Below are 11,637 nucleotides of genomic sequence, written 5' to 3'. Positions count from 1 at the left end.
CAGTCGCCAGGCCGTCTACGGTCGGTTACAACGTTTCCGCAAGCAGCGAGGCCGAGTAAGCCGCACCAGCAGGCGCGCCTTCGCGCAATGGATCGGTTAGCCGACGGTGTCCCTCCCCGGCACAACAGCTGCCGCGGCGTTGCATCATTCACCGCGACAACAACCTTTCTCGGCAGTGCCGCATCGTGTTGCGCGCGCGCCAGCTGGACGATCGCAGCCGTTGAGGCGACGTACCGTTGAAGGGTGTTGACTTGCGCTGACCTTGAGGGAATGGACGGGAGAGCGGAGAATTGCCTAAACTGACGCGATGCACCGCGAAATCAAAGAGATGCTGATCGGTTCAGGCATCATAATCCTACTCGGCATCGGCATCATCGCATGGCCGCCCCTCGGCCTATTCATTGACCGCTACTTTTTCTCGTACCTGAGACTGGCGCTGCAGTGGGCCATCTCTTGAAGCAAATCGGCACCCACCCTGAGACAGCTTCCCCTCGCCGCGGCGTCCAAGGTTAGCAATCAATGTCCGAAAATCTATTGAGTAACGAAAACGTCGCCGAAAGGCTCAAACTCGTGCGGAAAGCCGTTGCCGGGACGCAGACGGCGTTTTGTAAGCGGATCGGGATTGAAATCCCCCGTTGGAACAATTTCGAACGTGGCTTTCCGTTGTCAAAAAGCATCGGTATTCTGCTAGTGCAAAAGATTCCTGGCCTTACACTGGATTGGTTGTTCTTGGGAAAAGCGGACGGATTGCCACTCCAACTTCGCAATGAGTTAGAGTCCGCCAAGCCGCAGCGAACAGCCTGATCATACCCGTCACTCCTGTCGGTGAAGGCGCGTTTAAGTTTCGTCACGCGTAGTGGGTGAGTGCGCGGCTTGCGAACTGCGCGCTATGTTGTTAGAGCGCGCCTTCAACATCGAAGGAGCGTCGCTTTGCCTAAAAAGAAACAAGTAGTTCGCCGCGAGTGGACTAAGGACGACATCAAGGAACTTAGAGCGCACTCAAAGGCGCGAACGCCTGTCGCCAAAATATCCAAGGCGACCAAGCGCACCGTTGGTGCGCTCCGTCAGAAGGCGCTCAATCTGGGAATAGGCCTCGGGCATCAGCGGTAAATTGACGCTGGCCTCCCTCATACTGGTCCGTTGAGCGAGCCGCCAAAAACCGATATTGTTTAACGCTCGCATCTGCGCCGATCAGGTGCAGACCGCTGCATCCGTTAAGGCCGCCGGAGAGTTTCGCGGCTTTGGGTTGAGGGCTCGCCATTCCAGCCCCGGCGGGCCCTCCCTCAGTCAGCAACACTGACATTCAAGTTCTCCCCAAGTGTGACATCGACGACATTGCGGACTAGTGCTGTCGCTGTAGGCTTATCTTGCCGGGGCTGGAATCTATATTTCACGTCTTCAGTTTACCCGGCTGGCCGCAGCGGTTCGCCGCTGCGGCCTTTTCGTGTGGCGCTCCTACCGTCCGCGTCACGCTTAGAAAACCTCACCCCACGCACAGATTTTCCCCCGAGTCTTTTCCGCGGTTGCTCACCACGTCGAAGCTGACCTTGGTTCCCTCGTTGAGGCTGCTCAAGCCGGCTTTCTCAACTGCTGAGATGTGAACAAACACGTCCTTGCCACCGCTGTCAGGTTGAATGAACCCGTAACCCTTCGTCGGGTTGAACCACTTCACTGTCCACCGTAGTCACTTAGTTCTCTCATCTTGGCGTCCTTGACCGCAGCCCCAAACGCGCGGTGAGGCCCTCCTGCCGGGGACACAGTGCTAACACTGCCGATGCGGCGTGCGCCTGTACGACTGCCCAACCTGTAAGCGGTTGTTTTCGGGATGCCAGTCGCCGTAATTTGCCTGATCGCGGTCCTGCTTTTTGTCTGATCGCGCAAAAATCGGCAGCGGGGTGGAAATGGTCCGAACCGGGGCTCCAAAGAGTTCGACGATTTGGTGCGCAGAGGACGACGAGATGCTTTTAGAGATGCGGGCGAGCGGCGCGTCATTCAGCAACATTGCAGCAGACCTCGGCCGTAGCCAAGCATCAGTCGAATCTCGCTATTCCAGCTTGAAGTAGCAGACGAAACTGCAAAGCTGAGCGGCGCGGGCAATTGGCGCCTCGCGTGTTTGGCAAATTTTAGAGCCTATTTGAGACCTCCGGCCTCGCATCGATTACCGGCCAGCCTTCAACGACTTTGCGGCATCCAGATGCTTTTGCAATGTATCTATCTGGCCGGAAGCATATTCTCCGGCAGCATCCTTACTTTTTGATGCCTTCTTGTACTCGGCGATATCCTTTTGGTGGTCTGCGACCATGTGAGTCGCGAACCTTTTATCGAAGCCTGCGCCCGACATTTTTGACATCTTGTCGTGTTCGGCTTTTTGCTTCGCATTCGGTCCGCTTGGTGAGTTCATTCCCAGTCCTTAGGCAGCATCTAAAGCCTTCTGATTGGCGGCAGCGTGGTCTGTGGAAAGCATTTTGCCATATGACTTGAGGGCATCGCTTTGACCGTTCTGCTGCGCCAGCTCTCCCATGCTCACTTCAGCGAAATTGCCCTCGATTGCCTTCTTGAGAAACGTTTCGCTTTGCTTGTCTTTCTGTCTTTCGCAGCTGCGTTGGCAATTGAGAGCGCCATCAAGGTTGCTGTCCCGAGCGACAAAAGCATTCTGTTCAAGGCAAACTCCTGTGGGTTGTTTGTCGATGAACACGCCACTCCTGGAAGAGGTTCCAATTGAGCACACCGGCGCGTTCCCTGTAGCGGTGCTGGCGCAGGTACTACCGCAGGATTGTCTCCGGCTTCGGGCGCTGCCGGCTCACAGGCCGATCCGCAACAGGAACCGAATAGTGCGGCCACCATTAGCTCCCTATGTGCGATCGGGTCTATGAAAGCAGCAACGGCGACGTCTGGTCTTTGGCGCGACACCCGGCTTCGAGCACCCCAGTCGTAAGCATCAGCCGAATGCCGGCTCAGGAGGACGGACCTCGTACATTGAGATCGGCAAATTCCTGCGGGAGAGCGCAAATGGTCCGGAGCACCAGGCGCTGCTCAACCTGATCGGGACGTTGATACCAGACTAAGGAGGACGCAATGATGCGGTGTCCTTGGATTTTAGCGGCAGCCCTTTTTGCGGCCGGCGTCATCGTCTGGGCCGTGGTAGCTGAGCGGCCCCCAGAGACCCCGCTCCGGATCGAGGCTTCCCTGACCTTGGCCGCCGACCCCGACCTTCGATTGATCTCAGAGCGCACCCCTTACATGCGGACAGAGCGGTGACAACGAACAGGCGCCCCCAGCCCCAGCGCGACTCGCCGGCGGTCTGGGGGATATGCGGGATGTGTTGGGGTCGATCATTTGTGCTTCCAAAACGAACAGGGACGTCGGGTTGCGCACACCGCGCGATGTGTCAAGCGGCGCGCATAACGATTGAAGGAGCGCCCAAGTTGGCCAAAAAGAAAAAGACTGTCCGCCGCGAGTGGACGAAAGACAATGTGAAGACTCTCAAGACGCTCGCGAAACAGAGGGCCGGTGTTAAGAAAATTGCGAAGGCGCTGAAGCGGACCCCGGGAGCGACGGCCGCGAAGGCGTTTGTTCTTGGCGTATCGCTCAGCACGCAATAGGCCGGCACCTACTAGGTCACCCGATAGCGCTCGGTTCCACGGAGCGGTGATCCGATAGGGATGCCTCGCGATGCGGCGTAGGCTAATCACCGCCGCATCGCGCGCAGCTTTCATTAAGTATTTCGAGCTATGCGGGTGGCATGTTGCGAGCGTTGGGGCAGTTGCTATTGCGAGGTGCGGTAAGCGTAGGGGGCTCCGCTTTGACGGCCCTCTGCATCGCTGGTGTTCTGTCGTTGTTGGCGACGTACTTTCCGACCGAAAAACAAGCAGTGGTCGAAACCATTGCCCTCAAAAGCGGTTGCGTACCCAGCCGCTGCGGCACGAAAGTGAGCGCTGAGCACTAGCGGGAACAGCGATGCTCTCCAGGATCGAATACCCACACTGGTTGATGCTCGCCGGGACCGTCCTCGTGCTAATGGGATTGATCGGATGGGCGTTCCAAAGAAACCGACAAGCGGCCGAAGTGCGAGAATCCGCGGCACCCGAAACTGATCAACCGGCCGTCGAGCGGGCGGCGAGTGCCACACTTCCATCAGAAAACCGAACCCAAGGCCCGGTTAAGCCCGTCCCCCGGCGGGATACGACCGGGTGAACACGCCTCGTTGCTCAATCCGATCGTAACGAAACGTGCAGCCATGAGCGCGGGCGAAGACTTCGGCCTCCGCAAGTGCGAGGGCACCATTCCCGCCGAACGCATGTTCGATGTACCGATCCCGAATTATCACCTGCTGATCTGCCCCGATATCATCCAGAACGCTCGCCAGCCGGAGCAAGTAGTCTTCGCGCCGCTCCATGAACGCCCGCCATCGTGAGTTGTCTTGTCGCGATCCTGCCGAAAGCCAGCCAGCGTGAACGAACAGGTTGTACGGAAGTGGTTTCAACTAGCCAACTCTAAGGCTTCTTGCTCGGTTTTCCCTTTCCGGTGTCCTGACGGCGCGGCCCGTCAGTTATGGGAAGCAACCAGCTGCGCACATCGAGGACACACGCCGTCGGCTGCGTCCGTGAGTTGGCGCATAATCTCCTCCATGAGATCTTCACGCTCCCAGCACGTGCCATCACTCTTGGTAATGCTTCTGGCGCGGTAATAAGCATGGGTCTCGGCGTCGCCGTCTCCGACGCGGATCATGACCTCTGGGTCGAAAGGACACGCGGCTATAGCACGCGTCGTCAGCAATGCATACCGCATGGTCGATTCGAGATTGTCGGTGTGGAGCGGCATCAAAGCCTCCTTCTTCGGGGCGCGAGCGCATGCGAGCGCCGGAAGCAAAGCGCGGCCCAATTCTGACTCTCCGTTGCGCGCATGACCCCGGCGTCCTCAGCGTCGCTCGCTACTATGCACTGCGCGACACATAGCGATTACTTACGCTCCGCGTCAGCCTCCTGCTCAAGCCGCAAAATATGTGCGCGCAGCGCATCAAACCGCTCCTCGGCAACGTCGCTGAATAGCGGGTCATTGTGACTCGTTGCGGCTGAAGCGATCTCAGTCCAATCTTGAGGCTTGAGAAGCTTAAGTGCCACGGGAAAGAAATAGCGATCTTCCATCCTCATGTGACGGCGCTCGTGCGCGATGAAATCGCGAACGACGAGATTTACATCTTCGCGCAGTATCTCACGTTGCGCGAGAACGCTGTCGACCGCTTGAGCGACGCGGCGTAAAAGTTGGGCCCCTTTCTGGTGTTCGCGAGCTAGATCGCCGACCTTCGCAGTAGCAGCGGGATCTCGTGCCCTCAGCTTGGCGAATACCAAGTCTTCCTGGGGATGATGATAAATTTCTGGGTACACTTCGAAATAGCTGATAACCGTGTGAATGACCTCGTAGTCAGCACGCTCGCCGCGGTCGAATACCTCAAGTTCCCGCTCGAGGACGGCCAGCAGCTTCTCAGTGTTGAGATGCTCTTGGGATAAGCGCTCTATGATCATGGGAGAGCTCCATAAACCGGCCTCAATATACTTTTTGGCCCGGTGTCAGCATTTGCGATAGATCAATCTGAGACAACTTAAATCGGCCGTCGGCTTTCCCGATGCCACTCCCCTACTCAGCTGCGCCCGAACCCCGAGGTCGACCTCGACCGGGTCGGCCCAGCGGCAGACGAGGCGCCACGCGGTAGCCCCAACATTTGAAATGCAGATGCGCGTAAAACTGGGGGCGAGCGGTGAGCAAGGACGGATCGTGGCTGAAAACTGCCATTCCCCTCCCCCTTACGCCGTGCTCTAACCCGCATGGACCTTCGCGGCGCCAATTGCGCCGTTGCGGACGCGCGTGGGGTGATTTCCGCCGGCAAGCTGACGCACAAGTAATTATGTGCTCTCGTTTGGAGGTGCTCGACAAAATGCCGATGTCTCCAGGGGCCCGGTTGCTATGACGCAGCTCGATGGCCCCAAACAGACGCCGACTGAGCACCGACACCCTTGCATGTAAAAACCCTGCGGCGCAGCTACGGAACAACGTTACATCTTCGAGATTCTCGGAACGAAACGGGTCGTCAGTCTTTCTCTGGCTTTGGGAGGTGCCCATGACTTCACTTGCCATAGAAGGTGCGTGTGCGTTTGCTTGGCGGAACTACTTGCTCCTCCACAGCGGCATGAGCGAGAACGATAACAGGCGTTCCGCCCTTTATCGCTACGTCGCCGACCTTCGTGATACCGGCGAGGATGATTTCGATCTCTTGCAAGTAGCGGCAGTCGCTTACTTGAAAAAAATGGACGAATTGCATGACGACCGATGTGCGAGACTCGCTGATCAAATTGTGGCTGAGTGTTTAGAATCACGCTGTGCACGACCAGACACTTAGCTTTAGGTCACGTAACACCAGAGCGAAGGAGCGAAGCATGCCAGACAATATCTCTAACGCAAACCGATCTGCGCGCGACCCAGAAAGGCGCATCACAGCAGCAACTGCAATCGGCATGAATGCCCTCAAGCCGATTATGCACTTCCAGGTCTCAATGCTGAGGATGTGGGCCGACAGCATCGAGAGGTTCGCGGGCAATTACGAAAAGGGGTTGGAAGAAACCGCGACTATTGTCGAGGAACAGTCAGACAAGCAACGTGCCGCGTAATGTCGCAAATGAGATTAGGCGGAGTCTGAGTTGGGTCAATCGTGTCGGCTCGGTCTCCGCTGACCTCTTCCGCCACTTCCGGACGCCCGCATTGCAACAAGAAAGCCTATGCGGGTGGTGCGGTGAGCGCTAGCGCCGCTACGGCATCCGCTATTCCCGCCGCATCAGCATAGGTAACCATGTGACCGGCATCCTCGACCAGATGTAGCACGGAGCGGGGCAACACCTCGTGGAGGCGGCGCGACTGGTCGGCCTCGATGAGCCGGTCATCCTTTCCATGCAGGATCCTAACGGGAGACCGGATGCCCTGATACTGAAGCTGCAACTGCGCGGCAGCTGGAATAAGGAACGCGCTCTCCTCGGCGGCCGCCCTCAACTGCTTGGGCCGGAGAGCCAACGAGATCGGAAATTCGTTCTTGAATTTCGTTGGAATGGCACGCGGCGCGAACAGCGTGCGCATCAGCTTCGGCGTAATAGCCCACGATATGATCGGCGAGATAGTGTAGCGCATCAGATCCCCGAGCAGCGGTAGTGCCGGACCTGACATGAGCCAAAAGTCCATCCGAGAGGTTGGAAAATAGTAGCCGGACACAAGCACGAGCCCACTCACGGCATAACCGCGTCGCAGCGCCAGCGCGATTGCCACCAGCGTTCCCCAGGAGTGGCCGAGCACCACGGGATTGCGCACTCCAAGCTGATCAAGAGCCTTCTCGAACAGGGAAGCTTGCGTTGTGGGCGTCCAGATGCGCGTGCGCGGACGGTCGCTGTAGCCAAATCCTGGCCGGTCGAAGCAAACGACGCGATAGTTGTGGGCCAGTCGGTCGACCAAACCGCTTAGGACGAGATCCTGAATCATGGTGCCGTTCCCGTGAAACAGGACCACGCAAGGCGCGGCGGCATCGCCCCGTTCGATATAGTGAAGGCGCACTCCGTCGCACTCGGTAAAGACGCCGATCGGGGGATTCTTTCGCTCCGCTGCCACCTGAAACGCGATGTTGCCGAGGATCAGAACGACAAGTCCGGCCAAAACGATCAGCAGCACGGCTTCAGCTGTGGACATGGTGTCAACCTATATTCGCGACGGCGGGTACCTCGGATCGGCGGCCCCGAGCCAGCTCAGAGCCGATGCTTCCGCTCCCTCGTTGTGAGCCGCGCTCTCCAGCCGAAAGCAAGCAACCGCGATCGGCGCGTGCGTGATCCGCATTTGCGTCCATCCTTTGCCGCGGGTACAGCTTGCAGTTATCGTACCGGCAGAGCCGTGAGCTCTCGGGGCGGATTGATGCGCCAGAACGGATGTGCCGCCAGTTCTTTCGAATGCTGCCCGAACATACCGACCCGTCTTTCTGTAAACTCCGTAAAGACGCCGAAAAATTCAGTTGGTGACCTGATCGTCGCAAGTCTGAGGCCGAATTCAAAAGCAAATTGCGCGTTAGCCACGGCTATCTCAAGAAGCTTCGCTTGATACGCCTGCATGTTTGGCGTCGCTAAAGCAAAGCCTTTCGTTGGATCGCTGTCCGTCATTCTCTGACTGAGGTCATCTGGTACGGTATCCACCCGAGGCTCAATGAGAGACACCTCGTGTTTAGGGTCATCATGAGGCCCAAGAGGCGGTTCAATCGCGACTGCCGCAGCTGAACGAAGTAAATCCTCTTTCGGGCTTCGAACAATGGCCTGCTTGTTCCGTTGGGCCCGCGCAGCCATTTTCGGCTTGCGGGCGCGCTTCGGCGCTGTCGCCGGTTTGCGTTTGCTCATCTGACGCTCCAAGAAAATGGGGGTGCGACCACAACGGTCATTTCTGAAAGGACAACAGGCTTTGTGACGTGGCGTTCCAAACCCGTGCATTGTTGGACTCCCGCATGAACTGAGATCAATCGCGCGTTCTGCGATGTCGACGATGATTTTAGGTAGCAACTCCAACCAACAAACGTCTGGCTGGCAATCTTCCAGACTATGCTCAACGGCGTCAGTCTGAGAACAATCAGCCCTCCGCGTGTTGGGCTCTCCAAAGACCGCTTTATCGCCGACGTTCTCATCACGGACGTCAAGCTGCCCGGAGGCATCGACGGATGGCTGATCGCCGAACGTTGCCGAGAGGATGATCCCAAACTCCCAGTGATCGATGCGACCTGTTTCTCGCCCGTCGCGCCCCGCGCTGGCGGATAGAGGCCGGTTTCGGCGACGCCAAGCTGATCCGGAAGCTCGGCGACGTGCTCGAGGACAGCCTGAGCGCCCTGTGAAGCCAGACTACCCACCGAGGGAATGTTCGAGGAAGAAGCGCAGCATCTCCCTCGTCGCATCCGGCCCTTGCGGATCAGTGTAGGACCCGACGGGGCTGCCGCCTGACCACGCGTGTCCGGCGCCATTGATGGTCCAGTGTTCGGAGATCGCCCGACCGGCGCCGTCGATCAGGACGGTGCGAGTATAGGCATGGCCGTGGGGTACGCGTCCGCGAAGTACCTTTGTCGTCGGCCTCGTTGCCCTGGCGGACTGCTCAATAATCTGATCGCCATTCTTTGGATGCACCGTAGTGTCGCGATCGCCATGGAAAACGATGGTTGGCACAGAAATTTTGCTATCCGCAATTGCCTTGAAGCCGCCTCCCTGCCGCATGGCGACGAACGCGGAGGGAAGATCGCTCGCGGCCCCGCACGCGAGGCCTGAATGAATTCCGACGGCCGCGTACAGGTCGCTATACGTTGCGCCCATGATGGCGGCGGCGGCCCCGCCGGCGGACAGCCCCCCGACGTATACGCGTTTCGGATCGATCGCATGGTCGCGCATGATCTCGCGGGTAATGCCGGCGATGATCGAGGGCTCGCCCCCGCTGCGGCGCTGGTCGCCGGTGCGAAACCAGTTCCAGCACTTCGACTGGTTGGCTCCGCTCGGCTGCTCAGGATAGACCACGAAGCAATTCTGCTCTTCCGCCAGGAAGTTCATCCGGGTGCCGGCCGCGAAATCGTCCGGCGACTGGGTGCAGCCATGAAGCATGACGATCAGGGGAAGCTGTTGTCCCTGACATCGGCTTGGGATGAATAGCTTGTAGGTCCGGCTTCCCGCGGCGTTACTGAAGGCACCGGCGATAAACCGTGTGCCCTCGGGCACGATGTCCGATGGGGACAGAGGAGCGCGCGTGATCGGACTTCGCAGGCCGAGCCGTGAAAAATCCCGCATGCCGTCGAGCGGTAAGGAGCGTCTGCGTCGAGCAGAGCGGGCCGGGAATATCTGCGGAGCTTCCCGCTCCTCGACTTCGTCCGTGGCGTCGATGGTAAGCGGATCGAGCCGCGGGAGCCGAGCCTGAGAGGCTCTGTGAGACTCCGCTCTTGGAGCGCTACCGCCCTCGAGCATGCGCTGCAGGAGCGCGGTGGCCTCGACCAGTTGGCCGGCGCGCGTGAGGCGGGTTGCTTCGCGGACTATGTCTTGATTCACAGCATCGTTCACCTCGTTCTGTCGGCGAGAGCGGCCTTGACCGCGGGAGTGGCGTGAAGGGCCCCCAGCACCGAGACCGACGCGATTGTGGCGCGAGCCAACTCGGGAGTGACGTCCTGGGCGATGGTGGCTAAGCCCAAAACGTTGATCTGCAGCATCTCGCCGGCGCGCCGCGCCGCTTCGAGATCCTCGCGAGTGTAGTTGCGCAGGCCGAGGTCCAGGTTCTTCCGGGCCGTGGATTGTCTGACGACCTCTACGTGGCGCTCGAGCTGGTTCCGGATTGCTGTCCGGATGAAATCGGTCCGATTGGAATAGAACCCCTCCTGCACCATGAGATCGACGTGACCGAGGTCGATATAGCCAAGGTTGATCGTGATCTTCTCGGTGTCGGAAGCCTTGGGACGCAGCTCATGCACATTCTCAACCATAGGCTAAACATCCGTCTGGATGGCGTATGGATGTTATCTAGATCCTCCCGGGCAACTTTCAAGGGATGGAGCCGGAGAGACCCGCGCCCAAGAGCGCCAGATCTAAGAATGGGAGCGTCACCCGTTTGGATCTTGGCGTCCATCCGGCGAGCACGCCGCTTGCGCTCCATGGCCACTGGGAATGCATCCGATGACCGTCGAGCAGTTCGCGCAGGCGCGCCGTCACGTCGAGAGCGGTCGCCGCGCCGTCGAGCGCCAGCCAAAGGGCGATGCGCAGGGCCGGCGCTGGGGTAATCTGTGCTAGCCTTCTTTAACACATGGCTGGTTGGCTTTTTGGCGGAGGCTATTGTGAGGCGACGTGAGTTCATCGCGCTCCTCGGTGGCGCGGCGTCAATCCGACCACTCGGCGCGCATGCGGAGCGTCCGCCAGAGCGCATCCTCTATTTCACATACTCCGCCGGCTACCGGCATGATGTCATACCGCTTTCCAAGGTAATCCTGACCCAGCTCGGAAGCAATTCGGGTGTCTTTGAAGTCATTGCAACGGAAGACACGTCCGAATTTTCTACCGAAAACCTCGAGCGCTACGCGGCGGTGATGTTCTACACAACCGGAGAACTTCCGATGAGCGACGCGCAAAAGAGAGCTCTTCTCAACTTTGTGCGCTCGGGCCGCGGGTTCCTCGGCGTTCATTCGGCGACGGACACATTCTACACTTGGCCGGACTATCTCGATCTGGTCGGCGGCTACTTCAATGATCATCCTTGGCATCAGGCCGTGAAGATCGAGGTGGTTGATCCTGGCGATCCCCTGGTGGCTTTTCTCGGGAATTCGTTCCAAGTCGAGGACGAGATCTACCAAATCAGCGACTTCGACTATCATGGTTCACGCGTGCTCCTGCGCCTCGACCCAAGCTCGGTGGACCGTAAGCGTAGCTCTGCGGCCCTTTTGAATGGCGCTTGACGTCTATTTTGTTCGCGTGGCGCGTCGCCGCGGTTTCCATGTGTCGGACAACGCGTCGACGGCGGCCTCGAGGGCCTTCCGGTCGATTACGTTGGGATCGAACCGCTCTGGGCCCCAGCGGCGCATATGTTCGTGCTCCGGATGAGCAGGGTCGCTGA

14 protein-coding genes and 1 pseudogene are annotated in these 11,637 nt (G+C 58.8%); 6 read left to right on the top strand and 9 right to left on the bottom strand.

The window, feature by feature from the left end:
* Nucleotides 1-519: 519 nt before the first annotated feature.
* On the top strand, nucleotides 520-804 hold the full coding sequence (locus tag IVB13_RS08795) for a hypothetical protein (protein WP_247488426.1): 285 nt from the start codon (nucleotides 520-522) through the stop codon (nucleotides 802-804).
* A gap of 679 nt (nucleotides 805-1,483) precedes the next feature.
* Here IVB13_RS08795 and IVB13_RS08790 read toward each other — a convergent pair.
* The 3 genes and pseudogenes from IVB13_RS08790 to IVB13_RS08780 all read right to left on the bottom strand — a co-directional run bounded on the left by IVB13_RS08790 (nucleotide 1,484) and on the right by IVB13_RS08780 (nucleotide 2,695).
* Nucleotides 1,484-1,672 (bottom strand): cold-shock protein, encoded by a 189-nt coding sequence (locus IVB13_RS08790; RefSeq protein ID WP_247488424.1) that lies wholly within the window; start codon nucleotides 1,670-1,672, stop codon nucleotides 1,484-1,486.
* Between the two features lie 90 nt (nucleotides 1,673-1,762).
* Nucleotides 1,763-2,002 (bottom strand): hypothetical protein, encoded by a 240-nt coding sequence (locus IVB13_RS08785; protein ID WP_247488422.1) that lies wholly within the window; start codon nucleotides 2,000-2,002, stop codon nucleotides 1,763-1,765.
* Nucleotides 2,003-2,158: 156 nt separating this feature from the next.
* Nucleotides 2,159-2,695, bottom strand: a pseudogene (locus tag IVB13_RS08780) (DUF4142 domain-containing protein).
* A gap of 730 nt (nucleotides 2,696-3,425) precedes the next feature.
* On the opposite strand from IVB13_RS08780, the gene IVB13_RS08775 reads away from it, so the two are divergent.
* Together IVB13_RS08775 and IVB13_RS08770 are read left to right on the top strand one after the other, a co-directional pair.
* A complete protein-coding gene (locus IVB13_RS08775; protein WP_247488420.1) occupies nucleotides 3,426-3,602 on the top strand; it encodes a hypothetical protein in 177 nt (58 codons plus the stop codon).
* Nucleotides 3,603-4,237: 635 nt separating this feature from the next.
* A complete protein-coding gene (locus tag IVB13_RS08770; RefSeq protein ID WP_247488418.1) occupies nucleotides 4,238-4,414 on the top strand; it encodes a hypothetical protein in 177 nt (58 codons plus the stop codon).
* A gap of 131 nt (nucleotides 4,415-4,545) precedes the next feature.
* Here IVB13_RS08770 and IVB13_RS08765 read toward each other — a convergent pair whose 3' ends face one another.
* Both IVB13_RS08765 and IVB13_RS08760 read right to left on the bottom strand, forming a co-directional pair.
* Nucleotides 4,546-4,821 carry a hypothetical protein gene (locus IVB13_RS08765; protein ID WP_247488416.1) on the bottom strand — a complete coding sequence of 92 codons (276 nt, stop codon included), beginning with the start codon at nucleotides 4,819-4,821 and terminating at the stop codon, nucleotides 4,546-4,548.
* Nucleotides 4,822-4,958: 137 nt separating this feature from the next.
* A complete protein-coding gene (locus IVB13_RS08760) occupies nucleotides 4,959-5,522 on the bottom strand; it encodes a hemerythrin domain-containing protein (RefSeq protein WP_247488414.1) in 564 nt (187 codons plus the stop codon).
* Nucleotides 5,523-6,115: 593 nt separating this feature from the next.
* Between IVB13_RS08760 and IVB13_RS08755 the strand changes: the two genes are divergently transcribed.
* Complete coding sequence (locus IVB13_RS08755; protein WP_247488411.1) at nucleotides 6,116-6,394, top strand: hypothetical protein; 279 nt, start codon at nucleotides 6,116-6,118, stop codon at nucleotides 6,392-6,394.
* A 37-nt stretch (nucleotides 6,395-6,431) separates the two neighbouring features.
* Complete coding sequence (locus IVB13_RS08750; protein WP_247348740.1) at nucleotides 6,432-6,662, top strand: hypothetical protein; 231 nt, start codon at nucleotides 6,432-6,434, stop codon at nucleotides 6,660-6,662.
* 106 nt (nucleotides 6,663-6,768) lie between these two features.
* Here the strand turns inward: IVB13_RS08750 and IVB13_RS08745 are convergent, their stop codons facing one another.
* The 4 genes from IVB13_RS08745 to IVB13_RS08730 form a co-directional block, all read right to left on the bottom strand.
* Nucleotides 6,769-7,722, bottom strand: a complete 954-nt coding sequence (locus IVB13_RS08745) for an alpha/beta hydrolase (protein ID WP_247488409.1) — start codon at nucleotides 7,720-7,722, stop codon at nucleotides 6,769-6,771.
* A gap of 179 nt (nucleotides 7,723-7,901) precedes the next feature.
* Nucleotides 7,902-8,414 carry a Phasin protein gene (locus IVB13_RS08740; protein ID WP_247488407.1) on the bottom strand — a complete coding sequence of 171 codons (513 nt, stop codon included), beginning with the start codon at nucleotides 8,412-8,414 and terminating at the stop codon, nucleotides 7,902-7,904.
* A gap of 492 nt (nucleotides 8,415-8,906) precedes the next feature.
* Nucleotides 8,907-10,100, bottom strand: coding sequence for a PHB depolymerase family esterase (locus IVB13_RS08735; RefSeq protein WP_247488406.1), 1,194 nt, complete (start codon nucleotides 10,098-10,100; stop codon nucleotides 8,907-8,909).
* The gene (locus IVB13_RS08730; RefSeq protein ID WP_247488404.1) at nucleotides 10,097-10,516 is read right to left on the bottom strand and encodes a CopG family transcriptional regulator; all 420 of its coding nucleotides are present in this window, start codon (nucleotides 10,514-10,516) and stop codon (nucleotides 10,097-10,099) included. Before IVB13_RS08730 ends, IVB13_RS08735 begins: the two co-directional genes overlap by 4 nt.
* A gap of 348 nt (nucleotides 10,517-10,864) precedes the next feature.
* Here IVB13_RS08730 and IVB13_RS08725 point away from each other — a divergent pair, with 348 nt between their 5' ends.
* Nucleotides 10,865-11,479: a ThuA domain-containing protein gene (locus IVB13_RS08725; protein WP_247488402.1), complete on the top strand. Its 615-nt coding sequence runs from the start codon at nucleotides 10,865-10,867 to the stop codon at nucleotides 11,477-11,479.
* Nucleotides 11,480-11,637: the final 158 nt, after the last annotated feature.

This window comes from Bradyrhizobium sp. 17 (assembly GCF_023073515.1).
GTDB classification, from domain to species: Bacteria; Pseudomonadota; Alphaproteobacteria; order Rhizobiales; family Xanthobacteraceae; genus Bradyrhizobium; species Bradyrhizobium canariense_D.
The sequence above is the reverse complement of the archived record's forward strand: the minus strand, read 5'-3'. Positions and strand labels throughout refer to the sequence as shown.

What these genes read in the sequence shown, in the direction of transcription:
- IVB13_RS08755 (WP_247488411.1), top strand. Translation starts at nt 6,116, where the DNA reads ATGACTTCACTTGCCATAGAAGGTGCGTGTGCGTTTGCTTGGCGGAAC.
- IVB13_RS08730 (WP_247488404.1), bottom strand. Translation starts at nt 10,516, where the DNA reads ATGGTTGAGAATGTGCATGAGCTGCGTCCCAAGGCTTCCGACACCGAG.
- IVB13_RS08745 (WP_247488409.1), bottom strand. Translation starts at nt 7,722, where the DNA reads ATGTCCACAGCTGAAGCCGTGCTGCTGATCGTTTTGGCCGGACTTGTC.
- IVB13_RS08765 (WP_247488416.1), bottom strand. Translation starts at nt 4,821, where the DNA reads ATGCCGCTCCACACCGACAATCTCGAATCGACCATGCGGTATGCATTG.
- IVB13_RS08750 (WP_247348740.1), top strand. Translation starts at nt 6,432, where the DNA reads ATGCCAGACAATATCTCTAACGCAAACCGATCTGCGCGCGACCCAGAA.
- IVB13_RS08770 (WP_247488418.1), top strand. Translation starts at nt 4,238, where the DNA reads ATGAGCGCGGGCGAAGACTTCGGCCTCCGCAAGTGCGAGGGCACCATT.
- IVB13_RS08795 (WP_247488426.1), top strand. Translation starts at nt 520, where the DNA reads ATGTCCGAAAATCTATTGAGTAACGAAAACGTCGCCGAAAGGCTCAAA.
- IVB13_RS08740 (WP_247488407.1), bottom strand. Translation starts at nt 8,414, where the DNA reads ATGAGCAAACGCAAACCGGCGACAGCGCCGAAGCGCGCCCGCAAGCCG.
- IVB13_RS08760 (WP_247488414.1), bottom strand. Translation starts at nt 5,522, where the DNA reads ATGATCATAGAGCGCTTATCCCAAGAGCATCTCAACACTGAGAAGCTG.
- IVB13_RS08785 (WP_247488422.1), bottom strand. Translation starts at nt 2,002, where the DNA reads ATGTTGCTGAATGACGCGCCGCTCGCCCGCATCTCTAAAAGCATCTCG.